22 protein-coding genes, 1 tRNA gene, 3 pseudogenes and 1 other annotated feature are annotated in these 20,920 nt (G+C 66.0%); of the genes and pseudogenes, 17 read left to right on the top strand and 9 right to left on the bottom strand.

The window, feature by feature from the left end:
• Positions 1-125: 125 nt before the first annotated feature.
• Positions 126-872 carry a 7-carboxy-7-deazaguanine synthase QueE gene (locus C8K14_RS13630; RefSeq protein WP_107717055.1) on the top strand — a complete coding sequence of 249 codons (747 nt, stop codon included), beginning with the start codon at positions 126-128 and terminating at the stop codon, positions 870-872.
• Positions 873-964: 92 nt separating this feature from the next.
• On the top strand, positions 965-1,327 hold the full coding sequence (locus C8K14_RS13625; protein WP_107717054.1) for a hypothetical protein: 363 nt from the start codon (positions 965-967) through the stop codon (positions 1,325-1,327).
• Between the two features lie 67 nt (positions 1,328-1,394).
• Here C8K14_RS13625 and ssb read toward each other — a convergent pair whose 3' ends face one another.
• The 5 genes from ssb to C8K14_RS13600 all read right to left on the bottom strand — a co-directional run bounded on the left by ssb (position 1,395) and on the right by C8K14_RS13600 (position 5,613).
• Positions 1,395-1,949, bottom strand: coding sequence for a single-stranded DNA-binding protein (gene ssb / locus C8K14_RS13620; protein ID WP_107717053.1), 555 nt, complete (start codon positions 1,947-1,949; stop codon positions 1,395-1,397).
• Between the two features lie 88 nt (positions 1,950-2,037).
• Positions 2,038-3,897, bottom strand: coding sequence for a ferrous iron transporter B (locus C8K14_RS13615; RefSeq protein WP_107717052.1), 1,860 nt, complete (start codon positions 3,895-3,897; stop codon positions 2,038-2,040).
• The gene (locus tag C8K14_RS13610) at positions 3,894-4,139 is read right to left on the bottom strand and encodes a FeoA family protein (protein ID WP_062785299.1); all 246 of its coding nucleotides are present in this window, start codon (positions 4,137-4,139) and stop codon (positions 3,894-3,896) included. The genes C8K14_RS13615 and C8K14_RS13610 overlap by 4 nt, the downstream gene beginning before the upstream one ends.
• A 112-nt stretch (positions 4,140-4,251) precedes the next feature.
• Complete coding sequence (locus C8K14_RS13605; RefSeq protein ID WP_107717157.1) at positions 4,252-4,932, bottom strand: COQ9 family protein; 681 nt, start codon at positions 4,930-4,932, stop codon at positions 4,252-4,254.
• 48 nt (positions 4,933-4,980) lie between these two features.
• Positions 4,981-5,613: an ankyrin repeat domain-containing protein gene (locus C8K14_RS13600; protein WP_022677229.1), complete on the bottom strand. Its 633-nt coding sequence runs from the start codon at positions 5,611-5,613 to the stop codon at positions 4,981-4,983.
• A gap of 66 nt (positions 5,614-5,679) precedes the next feature.
• Here C8K14_RS13600 and C8K14_RS13595 point away from each other — a divergent pair, with 66 nt between their 5' ends.
• The 6 genes from C8K14_RS13595 (at position 5,680) to C8K14_RS13570 (ending at position 9,746) form a co-directional block, all read left to right on the top strand.
• Positions 5,680-6,330, top strand: coding sequence for an SCO family protein (locus C8K14_RS13595; RefSeq protein WP_107717051.1), 651 nt, complete (start codon positions 5,680-5,682; stop codon positions 6,328-6,330).
• 4 nt (positions 6,331-6,334) lie between these two features.
• The gene (locus C8K14_RS13590) at positions 6,335-6,847 is read left to right on the top strand and encodes a YcgN family cysteine cluster protein (RefSeq protein WP_233251084.1); all 513 of its coding nucleotides are present in this window, start codon (positions 6,335-6,337) and stop codon (positions 6,845-6,847) included.
• Positions 6,844-7,587 carry a M48 family metallopeptidase gene (locus C8K14_RS13585; RefSeq protein WP_233251083.1) on the top strand — a complete coding sequence of 248 codons (744 nt, stop codon included), beginning with the start codon at positions 6,844-6,846 and terminating at the stop codon, positions 7,585-7,587. The genes C8K14_RS13590 and C8K14_RS13585 overlap by 4 nt, the downstream gene beginning before the upstream one ends.
• Before the next feature lie 63 nt (positions 7,588-7,650).
• The gene (locus C8K14_RS13580; RefSeq protein ID WP_183533829.1) at positions 7,651-8,139 is read left to right on the top strand and encodes a hypothetical protein; all 489 of its coding nucleotides are present in this window, start codon (positions 7,651-7,653) and stop codon (positions 8,137-8,139) included.
• Complete coding sequence (ribD, locus tag C8K14_RS13575; protein WP_107717049.1) at positions 8,123-9,100, top strand: bifunctional diaminohydroxyphosphoribosylaminopyrimidine deaminase/5-amino-6-(5-phosphoribosylamino)uracil reductase RibD; 978 nt, start codon at positions 8,123-8,125, stop codon at positions 9,098-9,100. The genes C8K14_RS13580 and ribD overlap by 17 nt, the downstream gene beginning before the upstream one ends.
• A gap of 22 nt (positions 9,101-9,122) precedes the next feature.
• Positions 9,123-9,746: a riboflavin synthase gene (locus tag C8K14_RS13570; RefSeq protein ID WP_107717048.1), complete on the top strand. Its 624-nt coding sequence runs from the start codon at positions 9,123-9,125 to the stop codon at positions 9,744-9,746.
• Here C8K14_RS13570 and C8K14_RS13565 read toward each other — a convergent pair.
• The 3 genes and pseudogenes from C8K14_RS13565 to C8K14_RS13555 form a co-directional block, all read right to left on the bottom strand.
• A pseudogene (locus tag C8K14_RS13565) lies at positions 9,737-10,788 on the bottom strand (NAD(P)H-dependent flavin oxidoreductase). The gene C8K14_RS13570 and the pseudogene C8K14_RS13565 overlap by 10 nt on opposite strands.
• Before the next feature lie 8 nt (positions 10,789-10,796).
• Positions 10,797-11,972, bottom strand: a complete 1,176-nt coding sequence (locus C8K14_RS13560) for an amino acid aminotransferase (RefSeq protein WP_107717047.1) — start codon at positions 11,970-11,972, stop codon at positions 10,797-10,799.
• A gap of 139 nt (positions 11,973-12,111) precedes the next feature.
• Positions 12,112-12,921 (bottom strand): DUF1134 domain-containing protein, encoded by an 810-nt coding sequence (locus C8K14_RS13555; RefSeq protein WP_107717046.1) that lies wholly within the window; start codon positions 12,919-12,921, stop codon positions 12,112-12,114.
• Between the two features lie 323 nt (positions 12,922-13,244).
• On the opposite strand from C8K14_RS13555, the gene C8K14_RS13550 reads away from it, so the two are divergent.
• The 9 genes and pseudogenes from C8K14_RS13550 to C8K14_RS23040 form a co-directional block, all read left to right on the top strand.
• Positions 13,245-13,337, top strand: a tRNA-Ser gene (locus C8K14_RS13550).
• A 164-nt stretch (positions 13,338-13,501) separates the two neighbouring features.
• On the top strand, positions 13,502-14,830 hold the full coding sequence (locus C8K14_RS13545) for an integrase arm-type DNA-binding domain-containing protein (RefSeq protein WP_107717155.1): 1,329 nt from the start codon (positions 13,502-13,504) through the stop codon (positions 14,828-14,830).
• 413 nt (positions 14,831-15,243) lie between these two features.
• The gene (locus tag C8K14_RS13540) at positions 15,244-15,426 is read left to right on the top strand and encodes a hypothetical protein (protein WP_107717045.1); all 183 of its coding nucleotides are present in this window, start codon (positions 15,244-15,246) and stop codon (positions 15,424-15,426) included.
• Entirely contained in the window at positions 15,423-16,400 is a 978-nt protein-coding gene (gene trbG / locus C8K14_RS13535; protein ID WP_107717044.1) for a P-type conjugative transfer protein TrbG, read from the top strand. The genes C8K14_RS13540 and trbG overlap by 4 nt, the downstream gene beginning before the upstream one ends.
• Positions 16,397-17,593, top strand: coding sequence for a TrbI/VirB10 family protein (locus C8K14_RS13530; RefSeq protein WP_107717043.1), 1,197 nt, complete (start codon positions 16,397-16,399; stop codon positions 17,591-17,593). Before trbG ends, C8K14_RS13530 begins: the two co-directional genes overlap by 4 nt.
• Positions 17,594-17,603: 10 nt before the next feature.
• The gene (locus C8K14_RS13525; protein ID WP_107717042.1) at positions 17,604-17,837 is read left to right on the top strand and encodes a DUF2274 domain-containing protein; all 234 of its coding nucleotides are present in this window, start codon (positions 17,604-17,606) and stop codon (positions 17,835-17,837) included.
• Positions 17,834-18,055: an AlpA family transcriptional regulator gene (locus tag C8K14_RS13520; RefSeq protein ID WP_233251082.1), complete on the top strand. Its 222-nt coding sequence runs from the start codon at positions 17,834-17,836 to the stop codon at positions 18,053-18,055. Before C8K14_RS13525 ends, C8K14_RS13520 begins: the two co-directional genes overlap by 4 nt.
• A gap of 162 nt (positions 18,056-18,217) precedes the next feature.
• Positions 18,218-18,658 carry a hypothetical protein gene (locus C8K14_RS22400; RefSeq protein ID WP_133726816.1) on the top strand — a complete coding sequence of 147 codons (441 nt, stop codon included), beginning with the start codon at positions 18,218-18,220 and terminating at the stop codon, positions 18,656-18,658.
• A gap of 118 nt (positions 18,659-18,776) precedes the next feature.
• A pseudogene (locus C8K14_RS23040) lies at positions 18,777-19,372 on the top strand (IS3 family transposase); the annotation flags it as partial.
• Positions 19,058-19,174: a sequence feature (AL1L pseudoknot), on the top strand. It overlaps the preceding pseudogene by 117 nt.
• Before the next feature lie 20 nt (positions 19,373-19,392).
• Here the strand turns inward: C8K14_RS23040 and C8K14_RS13505 are convergent.
• Positions 19,393-20,826 (bottom strand): annotated as a pseudogene (locus C8K14_RS13505) (IS66 family transposase); the annotation flags it as partial.
• Positions 20,827-20,920: the final 94 nt, after the last annotated feature.

The following is a 20,920-nucleotide window of genomic DNA, read 5'->3' as shown; positions in this document are numbered from 1 at the left end:
GCCGTGCTGAGCCTCGCATCACCCCCAACCCCCTCCTCTGAAGAGGAGGGGGCTTTGACCTCGGTGCTCCCCCTCCTCTTCAGAGGAGGGGGTCGGGGGGTGGTGCGAAGCCACCAGCAACGCCCATGACTCTCGCCCTTGCCACCACCACCCCCGGCGAGCCAGAAATCTTCGCCTCCTTGCAAGGCGAAGGGCCATCGGCGGGGCGGCCGTCGCTGTTCATTCGCCTGTCGCGCTGCAACCTGGCCTGCCAGTGGTGCGACACGGCCTATACCTGGCGCTTTACCGGGGACAATCGCCCCCACCGCGATGGCCAGGCGTTCGAGCGCAGCAACAACCAGCTGATCCTGCAGGAAGACGACGTGGTCGCCCGCCTGCTGGCCTTTCCGCAAGACCGTGTGGTGGTGACCGGGGGCGAGCCGCTGTTGCAGGCCGCCGCGCTGGCCCGCGTGCTGGCCGCGCTCAAACAGGCGCGGCCTGGCCTGCATGTAGAGATCGAGACCAACGGCACCGTGGCCCCCACACCCGCGATCGATCCGCTGATCGACCAGTTCAATGTCTCGCCCAAGCTGGCGCATTCGGGCAACCCGGCGGAACTGGCGCTGATCCCCGAGCGGTTGACCGCATGGGCGGCTGACACGCGCGCATTCTTCAAGTTTGTGGTGGCCAGCCCGGCAGATTGTGCCGAAGTCGCCGCGCTCCAGGCCCGCTACGGCATTCCGGGCGAGCGGCTGTTCGTGATGCCCGAGGGCACTGATAGCGAAACCCTGCGCGGTCGCGAAAAGTGGCTGTCTGCGCTCGCCCTGGAGAATGGCTGGCGCATGACCGACCGGCTGCACATTCACCTCTACGGCGACACGCGCGGAACCTGAGACCAACTGCGGAACCATTCGTCGCAAGCGCTCTGCCCGCCGGTTCCCCACCTTGCTATGCCTTTGCCGGGATACGCAAAGGGACAAGAACCATGAGGGTCACTCCACTACTGGCTGCGGCGCTGATCGCCGCAGCGCTGCCTGGTGCAGCACGCGCCGATGATCCGGCTGATCCGTCGATGCGCAGCAGCGCCGCGCGGATGCGCGATCATGAGGCAATCCGCCGCATGAACCAGGCCCAGCTGGACTATGTGCGCCAGCGCGATGCCCGCTGGGCCCGCGAATATCGCCAGCAATCCTCGCGCAGCCAGAGCAGCGGCTATGGCGCGGGATATGGCTATAACAATGATGGCGGCTATGCCCAGGCGCAGGCGCAATACCAGCGCGATCTGGCCGCCTGGCGCCAGGCTGTGGCCGATTGCCGCTCGGGCTATTACGACGCCTGCGGTCGCTGACGCGGGCATAAAAAATCCCCCTCCTTGAACCAAGGAGGGGGCCGGTCATCGCGTGCAGATGGCGCGATCAGAACGGGATATCGTCGTCCAGATCGTCGGCGAAGCCGCCGCCGCCACCGCCCTGGTTCCAGGTGCTGCCGCCGCCCGAGGACGAACCGCCGCCAAAGCCACCGCTGCCGCCACCACGCGAACCGCCGCTGCTCGAGCCGCCCTCGTTCCAACCGCCGCCGCCAGAGCGCTGACCGCCGCCACCACCGCCTGCACCGCCCTGCGGGCCGTCGAGCATCGTCAGCGCGCCGCCGATGCCGGCCACGACCACTTCGGTGCTATAGCGGTCATTGCCGCTCTGGTCCTGCCACTTGCGGGTGCGCAGCTGGCCTTCGATATAGACCTTGCTGCCCTTGCGCAGGAAGCGCTCGACCACGCCGATCAGGCCATCGCCGTTGATCACGACGCTATGCCATTCCGTGCGCTCCTTGCGCTCGCCGGTGTTGCGGTCTTTCCAGTTTTCCGAGGTGGCAATGCGCAGGTTCGCAATCTTGCCGCCGTTCTGGAACGACTTGATCTCCGGGTCGGCCCCCAGGTTGCCGATCAGAATGACTTTGTTGACGCTGCCTGCCATCGAATCTCGTCCCTATGGAATTCAGGCGCGGACATTAGCGCATCCCGAACTTGCTGTGCGAGTCTGTCGCACAAGAAAGGCGGGGAAACTACCCCAGACCGAACGCCACGGCGGTCCAATAGGTGATCCCGGCAAAGGCGTAGGCTAGCGCAAAGAGATAGCCCAGCATGAAGCCAGGCCACTTCCAGCCGTTGGTTTCACGCCGGGTCACCGCAATGGTCGACATGCACTGCGGCGCAAACACGAACCACGCCAGGAACGCCAGCGCGGTCGCCAGGCTCCAGTGGTGCTTGAGCTCGTCACCCAGGGCGCGGCCCTGCGCATCCTCGTCGCTGTTGTCCACCGCATAGCTGGTGGCGAGCGAGGACACCGCCACTTCGCGCGCGGCCATCGACGGGATCAGGGCCAGCGCGATATCGCGGTTGAAACCGATCGGTTCGACCACCACGGCCAGGCCATTAGCAATGTGCCCGGCGATCGAGGCATCGACCTGGCTCTTGCCCGGCTCGGCGCGCGGAAAGTTGAGCAGCAGCCACAGCACCACCGTCACGGTAAAGATCATCGTGCCGGCGCGGCGCAGGAATACCCAGGCGCGCTGCCACAAGCCCAGTGCCAGATCCTTGACCGTGGGCAGCTGATACTTGGGCAACTCCATAATGAAGCCCGAGGCCGCGCCCTTGGTGATCGAGCGGCGCAGCACCAGCGCCACGACCATGGCACCGACGATGCCGGCAACGTAGAGCCCGAACAGCACCAGCCCCTGCAGGCCCACGCCCGGCAGCACCCGCGTATTGGGAATGAACGCGGCGATGATCACGGCATAGACCGGCAGCCGGGCCGAACAGGTCATCAGCGGCGCAATCAGGATCGTGGTCAGCCGGTCCTTGGGATCGGTGATGCTGCGCGTGGCCATGATGCCGGGAATGGCGCAGGCAAAGCTCGACAGCAGGGGGATGAAACTGCGCCCGGACAGGCCCACGCCGGCCATCATCCGGTCCATCAGGAACGCGGCGCGCGCCATATAGCCGGTCGCCTCCATCACCAGGATGAAGAAGAACAGGATGAGGATCTGCGGCAGGAACACGATCACCGCCCCCACCCCGCCAATGATCCCATCGGTCAGCAGATCGCGCAGCAACGAGGCGGGCAATTCGCTGCGCACCAGATCCTGCAGGGCAGAGGCGGCGCCATCCAGCCCGTCCTGAAACGGCTTGGCCCAGGTGAACACGGCCTGGAACACCACGAACAGCAGGGCAAAGAGCACCGGCGGGCCCAGCCAGGGATGCAGCAGCAGCCGGTCCATGCGCGCATGGATGCGATGGCGCGCGGTTTCGGAAAGCGTGGCGCCCTGCGCCATCTGCCGCGCCAGCAGCCGCCGTTCGGGCAGCGTCACATGCACGCGTGCCACCGGGGTTTCATCGCCAGCAGCCGTGTCTCGCGCCACGGCGATGGCCGCGGCCAGTTCGGCCAGCCCCTTGCGCCGCACCGCCACGGTTTCAATCACCGGCACGCCCAGTTCGGCGGACAGCGCATTGGCATCGATCGTCAACCCATCGCGCGCGGCGAGATCGACCATGTTCAGCGCGACCACGGTGGGCCGGCCCAGTTCCAGCACTTCCTGGGCAAAGACGAGGTGCTGTTCCAGGTTGGAGGCATCGAGCACGATGACCAGAACATCAGGACGCACCTGGCCAACCTGCTCGCCCATGATGACCTTGCGGGTCACTTCCTCGTCAGGGCTGGTGGCGGCAAAGCCATAGGAACCGGGCAGATCGACCAGTTCGACCGGCTCGCCGCTGGGCAGCAGCAGGCGCCCGGCCTTGCGCTCCACCGTCACGCCCGGATAGTTGGCGATCTTCTGGCGTGCGCCGGTCAGCGCGTTGAACAGCGCGGATTTGCCGGCATTGGGATTGCCCACCAGGGCGGCAACGAAAGGGCCCCTGCTCATGCCGCCAGCTCTTCCACGTGCATCGCGCGGGCATGGATGCGGCGCAGGGCCACGGTCATCCGCCCGATCTCGATCGCCAGGGGATCGCGGCCCAGGAACACCCCGCGATAGGCAAGGCGCACCTGCGCCCCTTCGTCAAAGCCCAGCGCGCGCAGGCGCTGCGCCTCTTCAGGCACCAGCGCGGCCCAATCGACCGAGGCGATTCGGGCATCGTGGCCCAGCGGTAGTTCATCGAGCGTCACAGCAGCCCCGCTGCCATAGCCCAGCCGCTTATGCAAGTCGTTCGCAAGAAGATTGATCGCGATCAATTCATCAAACGGCCTGGCGGCACGCGCGAACGGGTGAGCGATCGGGTCAGCGGGCGGGATAACGCAGCCGGCCAAGCAGGCGCACCGGGCTGAACCGCTCGCCCTCACGCTTGAACAGGCCGGCTTTCAGCTTTTCAAAGCGCATCACGCCCTCGATCCGGCGATCGAGGAACGCGCGCGTGTCGGCATGGTCCTCGCTGCGATCCTCGGCAAAGACGGCCAGCGTGGCGGCATAGAGCGCGGCCAGCGTCGCGCGCTTGCTGTAATGGTTGAGATCGGTGGCGGTATCGCCCGCCAGGCACCACATGGCGTCCGCGCTGTGCCAGCCCAGCTTGAGCGTCTGCGCGCTGTTGCGCGGGCGGGCCATCTCGATCAGGGCGCGGCGCAGCGCCTCTTCCATGCCCGACAGGGCATCGAGGCGGAACTGCACCAGGCGGCGGATACGCTCGCGAATCTTGAGTGTGGCCAGTTCGCTGGCCGGCAGGGCACGCGCCATGTCGGCATCGATCCGCGCGATCCACGCGGCGATCATCGTCATCGCCGCGCCGCTTTCGCCCACGCCATAGGCCAGGCGCGCCACCGCGGGATCGAGCCCGACGGCGAGCGCAGCACTATCGACCGCCGCGCCGGTCCACCCGTCGAACATGGCCGCTTCGGCCACCAGCGGCGCGAGTTCGATGCGCAGCTGATCGAGATCGAGCGTTTCCAGCGTGGCCGCGTCGGGCATGGCGATCATGGCAAGTCTCCGGGTTGGAATATCAGCGCAGTCTAAGATTTAGAACGTGGGACCATAGGTTTGCGCCGCCTTGCCGGTCTGGCGCTTCTTGGCGGCGGCCTCAAGCTCGTCGGAAATCGCCTCCGCATGGTCGAGCGTGGCATAGTCGCGGGCCGAACGGCCGGAATTGTCGGGCCGATCGGGGTTGGCGCCGGCCTTGAGCAGCGCGCGCACCATGGCGAGGTTGTGGCCGTGAACCGCCGTGATCAGCGGCGTTTCGCCGGTGTTGTTGGGATCATCCACCCGCGCGCCCACCGAAATGAGGAAGTCCACGCCTTCCAGGAAATTGAGGTTGGCAGCCACCACCAGCGGCGTGACGCCCTTGTTGTCGCGCGCGTTGACGTTGGCACCCTTGCCCACCAGGAACTGCATCCACAAGAGGTCGCGCCGCTGCGTCACGATATGCAGCGCGGTTTCGCCGGTCGATACGTCCTTGGTGTTGACGATCTGGCTGGCAGGATTTTGCAGCGCCTCGTTCACCTTGTCGCCGTCCTTCTTGCGCACGGCATCGAGGAACTTGTAGCTTTCGGAGAACTGGGCCAGTGCCGGGCCGGCCGGCAGCAGCACCGCAGCAGGCGCCAGGGCGCACAGGGCAAGAGCGATGCGGCGCGAATTGGCCCTCTTGATCGACACGGCTGCATTCCTCCTCTGGCGTGGCCACGGTGCACGTGGCCCTTGCAAGCGCGCTGTTAGCAGAGCATGAACCGCCACGCCATGGATCACCCCTCGTTCTTGCCGATTATTGCCCGCAAGTGCCTGTCGGCACTGGCGCTGGCCACCGCCCTCACCCTGCCGCTAGCGGCCTGCAACAATGCCGCGCCGGCATCGGATGCGCCGCTGGCCGGCGCACAGCTGGGGGGCGATTTCACTTTGGTGAACGAGGCCGGCAAGACCGTGCATGCCGCCGATTTCGCCGGCAAATATACCGTGTTCTATTTCGGCTATACCTATTGCCCCGATGTCTGCCCGCTCGACACCGCCAACCTGATGCAGGGCTATCACGCCTTTGCCAAGGCGCACCCGGACAAGGCCGCCCGCCTGGTGCCGATCTTCGTCTCGATCGATCCGGCCCGCGATACGCCGCAAGTGTTGGCGCAGTTCACCGGCAATTTCGGCAAGGAACTGGTCGGGCTTACCGGCAGCCCCGACCAGATCGCCACCGTGGCCAAGGAATTTGCCGTCTATTACCAGAAGCGCGCCGCACCCAAGGGCGCCGCGCCACAGGCCTATCTGATGGACCATAGCCGCGCGGCCTATCTGATGGGGCCCGATGGCAAGCCGATTGCCCTGCTGCCGGTGGAACAGAACGGCGAGGCCGTGGCCGCCGAACTGACGCGCTGGGTGCGCTGAGGCCATGGCCATGCCCCCCAATGCCGGCGCGCCGCAGGATCGCTTCTGGGACCGCCCGATCGAAACGCTGTCGCGCGATGAATGGGAAGCGCTGTGCGATGGCTGCGGCAAGTGCTGCCTGCACAAGCTGGAAGATGAAGACACCGGCGAGGTCTATCACACCAACGTGGCGTGCCGGCTGCTCGACACCAAGACCGCGCGCTGCAGCGACTATCGCCACCGCCGCGCGATGGTGCCCGATTGCCTGCGGCTGACCCCGCGCCTGGTGACGCAAGTGGCCTGGCTGCCGGCGACCTGCGCCTATCGCCTGCGCGCCGCCGGCGAGCCGCTGCCCGCCTGGCACTACCTGGAAAGCGGCGATCGCCAGGCCGTGCACCGCGCCGGGGTTTCGGTGGTGGGCAAGGCGATCAGCGAAGTGGTGGCCGGCCCGCTGGAAAACCACATCGTCAGCGATGTGGAATGGGATGGCGACGCGCCTGGCAGCCCGCGTGCGCCGATCGGCTTTCGCCTGCCGTGATCGACTGGCTGCGCCGCGCTGCCGAACCGGAAGCGGCCCAGGCACCTGCGCCGGTGGTCAACGTGGCCGGCCGCGCCCTGGCCGTGGAAGTGCGCCGCCTGCGCCAGGCCCGGCGGATGACCTTGCGGCTGGCGCCCGATGGCAGCGCCGCGCGCGTCTCGATGCCAACTTGGGCGCGCACGGCCGATGCCCTGGCCTTTGTGCGCGAGCGGGCCGACTGGCTGGCCGCCCAGCTCGATCGCCTGCCGCCGCCGCTGGACCTAGCGCCGGGTTGCGCCCTGCCCTTTCGCGGCGACGTGCTCACGGTGTCGTGGGATACCCGCAACCCGCGCCGCCCGGTGGTGGACGACGGCGCCTTGCTGGTCGGTGGCCCGGCCGAACAGTTGCCCGCACGCGTGCAGCGCTGGCTGGCGGCAGAAGCGCTGCGGCTGTGCACCGCAGACCTGGCGCACTATTGCGCGCGCGCCGGGGTGGCCGTGCCGCCGCTGGGGCTGTCGAGTGCCAAGCGGCGCTGGGGCAGCTGCGCGTCCGATGGCACGATCCGCATCAACTGGCGCCTGATCATGGCGCCTGATGCCGTGCGCCGCTCGGTCGTGGCGCACGAGGTGGCCCACCTTGTCCATTTCGACCACAGCCCGGCATTCCATGCCCTGCTCGCGCAGCTGTTCGAAGGCAGCGTCACGGCCGCCAATCGCTGGCTCAAGGCCGAAGGGCGCGGGCTTTATCGCCTGTTTGGCTAGGGCGAACCGGCAAAACCGGCGACTCATTTGCCATCCGTCGTTCCGATCCCTATCTGAGGCGCAATGAAAGGCTTTTTCCGCAATGTCTCCCCGCTGCGCGCAGTGCGGGATTTCTGGCAAGTGCTTGGCGCGCCCAGCGAATACCGCACGCGCGCGCTGATTATGGCCGGGCTGGTGACAGGGGGCATCTTCTACCTGATGACCCAGCAGGAAGGCCGTGGCCTGCCGCGCCCACCGACGATCATCTATTTCGAATCCTGGCGCGCCGATCGCAGCGATGCCGATATCATCAAGGGCAACATCGCCGCGCAGAAAAAGGCTGACGCCGAGGAAGCCGCCGAAGAGCAGCGTCAGGAAGACATCCGCAAGATGTACAAGGCCGTCGGCGCCGCGACCGGCATCGATACGCAAAAGATGTATGACGACGGCACCAAGGAACGTGCCGCCGAAAAGAAGGCCGAGGCCGAAAAGAACGCCGCGCTCTATCGCCAGATCACCGGCAAGCCGGTGCCGACCGTACCCACGCCCGCGCCTGATGCCACCAAGCCCTGAAGACGATGCGTGCTGGCTGGCAACGGCCGCCGCGCTCTCTGCCCGTGGCCGCCCGCTGAGCGCGCCCAACCCCGCCGTGGGCTGCATCATCGTGCGCGCCGGCCGCGTGATCGCGCGTGGTTGGACCCAGACCGGCGGCCGCCCCCATGCCGAAGCGATAGCGCTGGCCTCGCTCGGTGGCGATGCACGGGGCGCCACCGTCTATGTCAGCCTTGAACCCTGCGCCCACACTTCTGCCCGCGGACCGGCCTGCGCCGATCTGCTGGTGGCCGCCCGCCCGGCGCGGGTGGTGGTGGGGCAAACCGATCCCGATCCGCGCACCGCTGGCGCCGGCATCGCGCGGCTGCGCGCAGCAGGCATTGCCACAGATCTCGTGCCATCCGCGCCCTGTGCGACGGCGCTGGCCGGCTTCCTGCTGCGCACCACGGCGGGCCGCCCGCACGTTACCCTCAAGCTCGCACTGACACTCGATGGCGCGATCGCGCTTGCCAACGGGCAAAGCCAGTGGATCACCGGGCCAGAGGCGCGTGCCCATTGCCATGCCGAGCGCGCGCGGGCCGACGCCATCCTGGTGGGCGGTGGCACGCTGCGCGCCGATGTTCCCCGGCTCGATGTGCGGCTGCCCGGGCTGGAAGCCCGCAGCCCGCAGCGCTGGGTCTTGACCCGTGGCTCCGCGCCCCAGGGCTGGCGCGCCGTGGCCGATATTACCGCGCCCGGCGCCTTTGGTGATGCGCAGTGGTTGTTCGTTGAAGGGGGCGCGGGCGCTGCCGCTACGTTCCTCAAGGCCGATATGGTCGATCGCCTGCTGCTCTATCGCGCGCCGATCCTGGTCGGCCCCGGCCTTGCCGCCGTGGGCGATCTCGGGCTGGAAACGCTGGGCAATGCCCATGGCCGATGGGACATGGGCCCCGCATGCCGGCTTGGCAGCGACACCCTCACCGTCTACCACCGCCGCCGCTAACGCATAAGGAAAGCCAAGCGCCATGTTTACCGGGATCGTCACCGAAGTGGGCAACGTGATTGCCATTGCCGACAAGGGCGACAAGCGCGTGACGATCTCCTGTGCGATGGACCCGGCGCGCATCGCCATCGGCGCCTCGATCGCCTGCTCGGGCGTGTGCCTCACCGTGGTGGAAAAGGGCGGCGTTGCCGGCGAGGCCTGGTTTGCCGTCGACGTTTCGGGCGAAACCATCAGCCGCACTGCCCCGGTACAATGGCAGGCCGGCGCGCCGACCAATCTAGAGCCGGCGCTGCGCCTGGGTGATGAACTGGGCGGGCACATCGTGACCGGCCATGTCGATGCGCTGGGCGAGATCGCCAGCATCACCCCCGAAGGCGGTAGCCTGCGCGTGATCATTGCCGCCCCGCCAGCCCTTGCACCCTATATCGCGCCCAAGGGCTCGATCACCGTCGATGGTGTGTCCCTGACGGTGAACGAGGTGGCCGACCAGAGCGACGGCACCTGCCATTTCGCACTCAACATCATTCCCCACACCGCGCAGATCACCACGCTGGGCCAGTTTGCGCCCGGGCGCCAGGTCAACCTCGAGATCGATGTCCTGGCCCGCTATCTGCAGCGCATGCAAAGCCTGTCGCGTCAGGCCTGAGCCATCTCGCGCACCAGTTGCGCCACCAGGTCTGCGGCGGGCATGGCCCGCGCCTGGGCCACGCCGCTGCCGGCCCATTGCGCGCCAAAGCCGTCTTCACCGTGCGCCTGGGCGGCGGCATCCAGCGCCTTGCCGGCGGCATAGGCACGGGGATAATCGGGCACCGGTGGCAAGTGTTCCAAGGCGGTGAAGCGGTTGGCCAGGCACCGTGCCGGGCGGCCGGAAATGGCGCTGGTCATCACCGTGTCGCGCGCGGCCAGCAGCGCCGCGCGATAGCCGGGCCGTGCCGCGCTTTCCGGGCAGGCGACAAAGGCCGTGCCCAGTTGCGCGGCCATCGCGCCATCGGCGCGCGCATGCCCTGCCCGGTCATGATACCACCGGCGGCCACAACCGGCAGCACAGTTTCGCGGCGCACGGCACGCACCAGGTCGCGCGTCGGCAGCCTGGCATCGGGCGCCGCAGGATCGAACATGCCGCGATGGCCGCCGGCCTCCCAACCCTGCGCAATGATCAGGTCAAGGCCCGCATCGGCGATCGCGCGGGCCTCGGCCACGTTGGTCGCGGTGGCCGCCAGCACGCACCCTGCACCACGCAGGGCCGTCAGTACATCGCCGGCAGGCAGCCCGAAATGAAAGCTGACCATCGGCGGCGCCAGTTCCACCAACAGCGCCTGCATGGCGGCATCGTCGGCAAAGCTGCGATAGATGGTGGCCAGTTCTTCGGGCGGCCGCGCCCCGAACGCGGCGAATTGCAGCGCCAGCGCCGCGCACCAGGCTGCCTCGCGCACGGTGTCGACGCGCGGCGTGGCATGGACGAAAACATTGACGTTGAATGCAGCGCCAGTGGCAGCCCGCAGGGCGGCGATCATGGCGCGTGCGCCGGGCGCATCGGTGGCGCCCACCGCGATCGAGCCCAGGCCGCCGGCATCTGACACCGCCGCCGCCAGGGCCGGCGTGGATACACCCGCCATCGGTGCCTGGATCAGGGGAATGCGCAGGCCGAGACGCTGCCACAGGTGTGTTGCAGCATCCCGGCCCGCCATCGGTTGCATCAGGCCGTGGCGACGTCGCGCAGGGCTTCGATGAACTGGGCGATGTTGCCCGTCGTAAGGCCGGCGATGTTGATACGGCCAGTGCCGGCCATATAGACACCATGGCGCTCGCGGATCGTCAAGATCTGCTCGGGCGACAGCGGCAGCATCGAGAACAGGCCGTTCTGCGTGCCCAGCACGTTCATGGCGATGGGGCCAACCTGGCCGGCGGCGGCCAGCTGGTCACGCACCCAGCGCATGCGGTCGCGCATTTCGTCCAGCTCTGCCAGCCACAGCTTGGTCAGTTCGGCATCCGACAGGACCAGGCGCACGGCAGCCGCACCATGATCGGGCGGCATCGACCACGAAGCGCGGGCAATGGTGGCACCGTTCGACATGGCCTTGGCAAGGGCGTCCTTGTCTGCCGTCACGGCATAGAAGGCGCCAACGCGATCGCGATAGAGGCCAAAGTTCTTGTCGCACGAATAGGCGACCAGCGCCTCGGGCACGGCGGCAAGCACCTTGCGCAGGCCATAGGCATCGGCTTCCATGCCCTCGCCCAGGCCCTGATAGGCCAGGTCGATCAGCGGCAGCACGCCCTTGGCCGCCAGCAGCGGAGCGATTTCGTCCCACTGCGCCGGGGTGTAATCCACGCCGGTGGGGTTGTGGCAGCAGCCGTGCAGCAGCACCAGGTCGCTCGCCTCGGCCTCTTCCAGCGCGGCCTTGAGCGCGGCGAGATCGGCCGTGCCATCGGCGGCGGTGTGCTTGAAGGTCTTGAGTTCGAGCCCGGCGGCCGCCACGATCTGGGCGTGGTTGGGCCACGAAGGGGTGCCCATCCACACGCGCTTCACGCCCGCGCGCTTGGCCACTTCGATCGCCAGCCGCACCGCGCCGGTGCCGCCCGGCGCCTGCATGCCATCTACCTTGGCGGCATCGAAATCGGCGCCAAACACATAGGGGACCAGCGCGTTGACAAAGCCCATGTCGCCTTCAGGGCCAAGATAGGCCTTGGAGTCCTGCTCGTTGAGCAGCTTGGCTTCGGCGGCCTTGATCGCCTTGAACACCGGGGTTGCGCCATCGGCGGTGCGATAGACGCCCACGCCAAGGTCGATCTTGGTATCGCGCGGATCGGCATTGTGCAGCTTGATTAGCGCCAGCAAGGCATCGGCCGGTTGCGGAGCCAGGTTTTCGAGCATGGGGATTTTCTTTCACGGCTGTCTGAAAGGAACGCCGCCCCCATGCCGCCGCCGGCGCCCCGGCGCAAGAGGGTTTGCACCCCGCTGCGCCAAGGCGCCAGGCAATCAGAACGGCAACGCGCTTAGAATGGCATCCCCCTTAGAACGGCATCCACGTCTGCTTGCGGCTGAACTTCATATAGCCCGCGTTGATGCCCAGGCGCAGGCCCGCGCCCATGCGCACCGGGATCAGCACCACATCACCGCGGCGGAGATAGCTGACATTGAAGCCGCCGATCAGATAGGCCTGCCCCTCGCCCGCGCCAAAGCGATGGTACATGTCGGCCGTGTCATAAAGATTATAGACCAGCACAAAGGTATTGCCGGCATTGGCCCCGGCATCGAATCCCACCGAAGGCCCGGTCCAATAGACCGGCATGTCGCCCTCCACCTTGTGGTGCAGCGTGCCCGAGCCATAACGCAGCCCGACCACCAGGGCGCCGCCGGCTTCGCGCCCGGTGATATAGCCCACCGGCTCACCCTGCTTTTTCAGGATGTCGCGGATCATCATGGCCAGGCCCTTGGCGCCCTTGCCGAACACGCCCTCGGCCGCGCCGATCAGATCGTCTTCATGCCAAGATTGCCCGGCCGCGCCCGGTTGCGCACCGGCAGTGCCGGCCGGCGGCGGGGCGGCGCCCATCGGCGCGGGGCTGGCATAGGGCGCGCCACTTGCCGGCGGTGTCGCTGGCGGCGGGGTGTAGGGCGCTGGCGTGGCGGGGGCTGGGGCCGGGTTGGGTTGCACCGGCGTGGCGCGCGGTGCGGCCGGCGTGGTGCCGGGCTGTGGCGCCAGATCGCTGTCGATCGCCGAATTGGGATCGATCGTCTGGACCTGCGCCTGGGCCAGCGGGGCGGCAAGCAGGGAAAGACCCGCCAGCCCCAGGGCCAGGCGATATTGGATGGCACGCTTCATCTTGTTTCCCGTCCCCTAACTGCGAGCGCCGATTGCGGCAGTGACCCGGCTCAATGGTGGTTCGACATGGCGCCAAGGTGGCGCCACGGCAATCCGATTGTTTCCATCCGCCACAGGTTTGCCCCACCACAATGAACGGGCGATGAGCCGAGTCGAAATTGCGCCCAACCGGCCACGCACCGCGCCAGCCAGCCGAAAGGGCGGCACCACACTGCCACACAAAGCTGTCCACAGCCCTCTGCGCCAGCCTGGGGAAAAATCACAAGACAGCGCTTGCCCCGCCCCACAACCCCCGTTATAGGCCGCCCTCGCCGCTGCGATCCGGAGACGTGGGTGAGTGGCTGAAACCAACGGTTTGCTAAACCGTCGTACTGGTAAATCCGGTACCGAGGGTTCGAATCCCTCCGTCTCCGCCAGCCCCCCGTTCCCAGGGGTCCCCAGAAGTCCACTGGGATTGACAAAACCCTTATAAAATCGAGGATTTCCCGCTTCGGCTCGTTCCTATCGGTTCGTGCCCCTCCGCTGGTCGTGAGGTATGAAAACGGGGTATCGGGTCTCAGAAATGGGGTATCCGAACGCCATGTTGAACGACGCCAAAATCCGCGCGGCAAAGCCCGGGCCAAAGGCCTATAAGCTTGCGGATGCGCACCAGCTTTATCTTTACGTTTCACCCCAGGGCGCGAAGCTCTGGCGGATGAAGTTCAAATTCGACGGGAAAGAGAAGACGCTGTCCCTGGGGCCCTACCCCCTCGTCAGCTTGATCGCGGCGCGGGAGAAGCGGGACGACGCGCGTCGGCTGCTCGCCGAAGGCCTGGACCCCACGGTCGAGAAGAAACTCAAGATCAAGGCCAATGTCGAGGCTTCGCGCAACACGTTCGAGAAGGTCGCGCGGGCCTGGCACGAGATCAATGCGCCGCAATGGGCCAAGGTTCATGCCGCCGACGTCATCCGGTCGCTGGAGCGGGACATCTTCCCGGCCATCGGTTCGTTGCCGATCACGGCGATAACGCCACCCAAGATATTGGAAGTGCTGCGCGCCATCGAACAGCGCTCTGCCATCGAGACAGCCAAGCGCGTGCGGCAGCGGATTTCTGCGATCTACGCTTATGCGATCGCCAGTGGCATTGCCCAATCCGATCCTTCCGAGAAAGTTGGCGCCGCGCTAAAGCCGATGCCCAAGAAAGGGCGCCAACCCGCGATTACGGATATTGCCGAACTGCGCCGGATGCTGGCGAAGGTGGACGATGACTTCGCGCGGCCCATTACACGCCTCGCGCTTCGCCTGATCGCGCTGACGGCAGTGCGCCCGGGTGAACTGCGCGGTGCAATGTGGCCGGAGTTCGAAAATCTCGATGGCCCACTGCCCCTCTGGCGCATTCCGGCTGCGCGCATGAAGGGAGACCGGGACCGCAAAGACGAGGCCGGGGGCGATCATCTGGTGCCCCTCGCCCCCGAGAGCGTCGCCGTACTGCGCGCAGCGTGGAAGCTGAGCGGTCGCGGCGAACTGGTTTTCCCAGGCAATCGCCAGGCCCATCGCCCGATGAGCGAGAACGCCTTGTGGTATTTGCTCAATCGGGCGGGGTATCATGGCCGCCATGTGCCCCACGGCTTTCGCGCTGCCTTTTCGACGATCATGAACGAATGGGCCAAGACGCATGGGCGCCCCGATGATCGCGAGGTCATCGATCTGATGCTGGCGCATGTCCCGACCAACAAGGTTGAGGGCGCTTACAACCGAGCGGCCTATATGGAACGGCGGCGGGAACTGGCGACCATCTGGGCAGGACTGGTTACGCGGGGGCTGATCGAGCCAGACGCCCTGCTCCCGCTTCCCAGCAAACTCAGCCCGTTCAAACGATCGGCCCCACCATCAACGCCAGTCCGGCCCATGCTGCGGCTGGTAAAATGAACCACTCAGCCCTTACCTTCCTACCGCGAACTATCGCGACTGCACCGGAATTCTCATCAAGCACGATCTCGCCGGGCATTGCGCAAAAACCGCCTATGATTTTGAACATGAGCGCTTTTTCAGGGGCTTGCGTCGGCGCGAGCGAGCGGTAAGCTGTGCGTGCGCCATGGTTGCATGGCGCCGAGGCGTGAGAACCTCGTGCGAGACGAAATCGATCCGCCATCACCAGGCCGGGTGGCCGACGCGCATGTCCAAGCCGTTCGCGGCCAAAGGCGTTGGCGCATGTTCTCGTCTCAAATGGGTCGAGACCGCCTATGAGCGCGGCGCCCAGGCAGGAACCGCGCATTGGACCGCGATCCTGACAATCCTGATGGTGCCCGCCGACCAGCGCCGATACGCTGCGGAAGAACCCATTGGAAATCTATGTCGATGCCATCGACTGGAGCCGCGAGCTCGAACCGGTTGCTTCGTCCCCAGCACCACCAACGGCTATCACGCCGACGCGCGGTGCGCTGCCGCCGCCGGCCAGCATCCCCACCAGCTCGCCGCTCGATCCCAATCTCGGTGCCGCCGCCAATCAGGAGCCCCAGCCATGAAAACCGCTTTTCTCGCGGTGACGGCACTGGCCGTCGCTGCTCCCGCCGCCCCCCAGACCACATCGACCGCTCCGTCACTGCCTGCCAAGGCAGCCGCGCCATCGGCCGTTGTCGCAAAGCCGCCGAGCGGACCTGTCGTTCCGCCACCAAAGGCTGCCACGCCGGTCCCGCGTCGCCGTCCTGTCTCCCCTTCCCCCGCCGAACGGCGTGTCCGGGCCGCCAATCACGCCGCGACACTCGAACCGGCGACCGGCAGCTATCTCAATGCCGTGCAGGTCTTTCCCTACAGCGACGGCGTGATCTACCATGTGCTGACCGCGCCCGAGCAAGTGACCGACGTCGCGCTCCAGCCCGGCGAGGGACTGGTAGCGGTCGCGGCGGGCGACACCGTACGCTGGGTGATCGGCGACACCACGTCCGGAGGGAATAGCAGCGGTTCGGGTGAGCCCAAGCGTACCCATGTGCTGATCAAGCCATTTACGGCCGGGCTCGCCACCAATGTCATCATCACCACCGATCGGCGGACCTATCATCTGGCGCTGAGCAGCACCGCGCACACCGCCATGGCGGCACTATCGTGGACCTATCCGCAGGACGCGCTGATCGCGCTCAAGGCTGCCGCCGAAGCGGCGCGCGCGGCGCAACCGGTGGCAACCGGGCTTGCCGTCGACCAGTTGCACTTCGGCTACGCCATCTCCGGCGACACGCCGGCCTGGCGACCGCTGCGCGCGTTCGATGACGGGCGCCAGACGTTCATCGAGTTCCCGGCCAGTCTCACCCAAAGCGAGGCGCCGCCCTTGTTCCTGGTCGACGCCAAAGGCAAGGCCGAACTGGTCAACTACCGCGTGCAGGGGCGCTACTACGTCGTCGACCGGCTCTTCGATGCGGCGGAGCTGCGTCTTGGACTCAAGCATCAGGACGTGGTGCGGATCAGCCGGACCGGTGAAGCGACCAGCAAGCGGAGGCCGTCGTGACCGAAGCAGCCGCGACACCGCCTGCCAAGCTTGACCCCGAGAGCCTGGCGCTGCGTGCGCGACCGCCGCGCGCGATCCGGTTCAAGCGCAGCGTCATCATCGCTATCGCGGCCGTAGGATCGATCGGCCTCGTGACGGTGACCTGGCTGGCGCTGAAGCCGCGCCTGTTCCACGGTGCCGCGGGCCAGGAGGAACTCTCCCAGCCCGATCAGCGTCCCGCCAGCGACACGTTGAACGGATTGCCGGCAAGCTACGGCGATGTGCCACGGCTCGGGCCGCCCCTGCCCGGCGATCTTGGCAAGCCGATCCTCGATCGCCAGCAGCAGCTTGCGACCGCGATCGACCCGAGCGACCAGCAGCGCCAGCAGGCCGAAGCGGCTGAGCGTGAACGCCAGCTCGCCGAGGTGAAGGCAGCGCGCGAGTCCGGTCTGCTGGTGCAGAACCGGCAGGCAGCGGCTTCCGCCGAGACACCGGCGGTGAGCGTATCGGCCGCAGAGAGCGCCCAGCCCAGTCCACTCCAATTGACGCTCGATCCTGCAACCGATCCCAATGCGCAGGCGCGCAAAGAGGCATTCGTCGGCAACCTCGATCCACGCGGCGAAGTCAATCCTCATGTCCTGACGCCACCACCATCACCATATACCCTGTCGGCGGGCAGCGTGATTGCGGCAAGCCTGATTACGGGGCTGCGTTCCGACCTGCCGGGGCTGGTCACCGCCCAGGTCACCGAAAACACCTATGACAGCGCCACGGGGCAGATCCTGCTCATTCCGCAAGGCGCGCGGCTGATCGGCAGCTACGATTCGGTGGTGGCCTTCGGGCAGAGCCGTGCGCTGGTCGTCTGGCAGCGGATTGTCATGCCTGATGGCAGCTCGATCCGGATCGACAACGTGCCGGCTACCGATCCGTCGGGCTATGCCGGCCTGGCGGACAAGGTCGATCGGCACACCTGGGCACTGCTTAAGGGTGTGGCAATCTCGACCATGCTCGGCGTAGGGTCGAACCTGACATTCACCGGCGAGAGCGACCTCGTCCAGGCGATCCGGGAATCGACGCAACAGAACGTGTCCCGTGCCGGCGACCAGATCACATCCCGCAATCTGCAAATCCAACCCACGATCACGATACGGCCCGGCGCGCCCGTGTGGCTTGTCGTCCATCGCGATCTGATCCTGGCACCCTGGAAGCCATAGGAGGCCTTCGATGCCCGAACTCAAGCTGGCCCGCATACCGGATCGCACACCGGTGAAGCTGACGGTCATGGTGATGCCCGACCTGCACCTTGCCCTGACCGATTATGCCCGGATCTACGCCGACACCTATGGCCGCGAGGAACCCGTCGCCGAGCTGATCCCGGCAATCTTGTCCGCGTTTCTGGACAGCGATCGCGGCTTCGTCCGCGCCCGCGAGGCCCTTGCCCGCGAGAAGTCAAAATGACGCTGTCGCCGGAGGGATGCGATCGGCTGCTGCGGATCGACGAGGTGAAGCGCCGCGTGGGCCTCGGCAAGACGATGATCTACCGGCTGATCAAGCGGGCGGATTTTCCAGCACCCTACAAGCTGTCGCCCTTCACGGCCCGTTGGAGCGAGCGCGAGATTGTCGCATGGATTGATCGCGTCAAGGACGGCTTCGAGGGCAAGAAGCGCCGATGGTAGAGCCACAACCCACAACAATGTTTATTGTTTTCAATATCTTGATGCAATTTCAAAATCTGGGGTATGCGAAGGGGCGTAAGCGTACGGTCTCGCGCGTGGAGGGGCGACAGGTTTCGATAGCGTTCCGTTGTGTGTATTCCGGAATTGCGCTTATGTGTCGCTATGGACGATTTCGATAGGTTCGCTCGGGCTGCCACTGCATTGCTGGGTGGTGAGGCAGAAGTAACGGTTCGCCAAGGAAGGCGAGCCGAATACCCCGGTTCACCGCGTGAAGCAGCGGACTTATTTGTCAAAAAACTCGGCTTTACGCCAATTGGCGATGGTTGGGTCGATCTCGGTGAGAAGGGATCTGATCCAGCAGGCTATCTAACCAATATTCTTAAAAGAGACCTTGTCGGTCACAATATCGATTGGCTACCTGACGGCGAGGCTAGGAACTGTTCCGAGGGCTTCTATTCGCTATTCAAAGGCTCGGCGGTGACCAATCTGGCCAATGTTGTAGGAAACGAGTGGAATCCTATAACGACCTCAACTGTCGAAGCGGCTTACGTCAGCATGGACGATGATCGCATCGGTTTGTTTCTGTTGGAGGCTGAGGATTAATATGGACGCCAGTTCCAAGGCAACAGCTCATCGATCCGGCTGATCGGATGGCCCTTGCCGATACGGTCTGATGCGCCCCGGGATTGCCGGAGACCTGAACTCCTGAGAGGACAGGTCTATGAGCAAGACGACGAACAAATTTGCCCCTGAAGTGCGCGAGCGTGCTGTGCGCTTGGTTTTGGAGGGGGAGAAGGAGCATGTTTCCCGCTGGGCAGCGATGGTGTCGGTGGCGGAGAAGATTGGCTGCTCGACCCACACCCTCAATGAATGGATCAAGAAAGCGGAGGTCGAGAGCGGTCAGCGTGCGGGCGTGCCAAGCGAGATAGCGGCGAAGCTGAAGGCGCTGGAGCGGGAGAACCGTGAACTGCGGCAAGCCAACGAGATCTTGCGCAAGGCGTCAGCATATTTTGCCCAGGCGGAGCTCGACCGCCCGTTCCGCAAGTGACTGCATTTATTGACGATCATCGTGCTGAGTATGGGGTCGAGCCGATCTGCCGGACCCTGCAGGTCGCCCCATCTGGCTATCATGAACGCGTGGCGCAGCGCCGCAATCCGGCACGCCGTTCGGTGCGAGCGCGCAAGGATGATGCACTCAAGCCAGATATCCTGCGTATCTTTGCCGAGAACTTCAACGTCTACGGCGCACGCAAGGTATGGCGGCAAATGCAGCGCGAAGGCTTCAAGGTCGCACGTTGCACGGTCGAGCGACTGATGGCCGATCGTAAGCGGTGTTCTCAGCCCACGTCGGTCCATGGCATGAGTTGGCCGACGCTGTTTGCGGGATGGCCGTTGGCCAGCTTGGTGAGGGTTTTGGTCAGCCAGGTGTGAGGATTTATGCCGGAGAGCTTGCAGTTCTCGATGAGCGTGGCGATGACGGCCCAATTGTCGCCGCCCTCATCGGAGCCGGCGAACAGGGCGCTCTTGCGATTGAGGGCCAGGGGCCTGATGCTGCGTTCCACAGAGTTGCTGTCGAGGTCGATACGGCCGTCGTCGAGAAAGCGGGACAAGCCCTCCCAACGGGTGAGCGCATAGCGGATTGCCTCGCCGAGCTTGGCCTTAGCGCTGACCTGGCAGGCGCGGGCCTCGAGGTGTCGGTGTAGATCGTCGATGATGACGCGACTGCGCTCGTTGCGAACGTCTCGGCGCTGGTGGGCCGATTGGCCGCGCACTTCCTTCTCAACGAGATAGAGCAGGGTAATGCGGCGCAGCACTTCGGTCGCGACCGGGGACGTGTCGGCCAGTTCGAAGAATTTGCGTCTCACGTGTGCCCAGCAGAACGCCAGGCTCACCTGTTGGCGACGCTTGGCGAGTGCGGCATAACCGCCATAGCCATCGACCTGCAGGATGCCGGCGAAGTCGCCAAGATGGGCTTCGGCTCGCTCGCTTTTGCGGTCGGCGGCATAGACATAGGCGACCATTGGCGGATCGCCGCCGCCCCATGGCCGATCGTCGCGGGCATAGGTCCATAGCTGGCCGGTCTTGGTCCGACCGCGCCCGGGATCGAGCACCGGTGCCGTCGTTTCGTCGGCAAACAGCCGCTCGGATCGTCGCAGTCGTTCGAGGGTATGATCGCGTAAAGGTCGCAGATACCAGGCGGCCCTCCCGACCCAGTCGGCCAGGGTCGAGCGATCGAGATCTATGCCCTGCCGGGCGTAGATCTGCGCCTGGCGGTACAATGGCAGGTGATCGGCGTACTTGGCGACCAGCACTTGCGCGATCAGGGCTTCGGTGGGGATACCGCCTTCGACGATCCGGGCCGGCGCCAGAGCCTGCACGACCGCGCCCTCGCATGAGCGGCAACCATAACGCGGCCGGCGCGTAACCAGCACGCGGAACGTGGTCGGCACGACGTCCAGGCGTTCGGACACGTCCTCGCCGATCTGGTGGAGTGTGCCGCCGCAGCATGGGCATGGCCGGATGCCATCGACGCTCTCGACATCCACGATCTGCTCGATCCGTTCGAGATGCGCGGGCAGCGAACCCCGGTTGGTCTTGCGCGGCCGGTCGGACCCGGCATGTCCTGCCGCGGCCTCGCGCGCGGCACGGGCCTGGCCGAGCGCTGTCTCGACATCTTCGAGGCCCAGTTGCAATTGGTCGGGATCGAGCTGTTCGGAACGAGCGCCATAACGATGCCGCATGAAGGCATCGATGATCGACTGCAGGCGCTTGTCAACGGCGGAGCAAAAACCGGCCACTGTGGCGGAGTAAAAGTAGGCCACTGACGTTGCGGCAGATTCAAAGCACAGGGGCCCCGATCGGGGC

This window comes from Novosphingobium sp. GV079 (genome assembly GCF_003058045.1).
In the GTDB taxonomy this organism is placed as follows: Bacteria; Pseudomonadota; Alphaproteobacteria; order Sphingomonadales; family Sphingomonadaceae; genus Novosphingobium; species Novosphingobium capsulatum.
The sequence above is the reverse complement of the archived record's forward strand: the minus strand, read 5'-3'. Positions and strand labels throughout refer to the sequence as shown.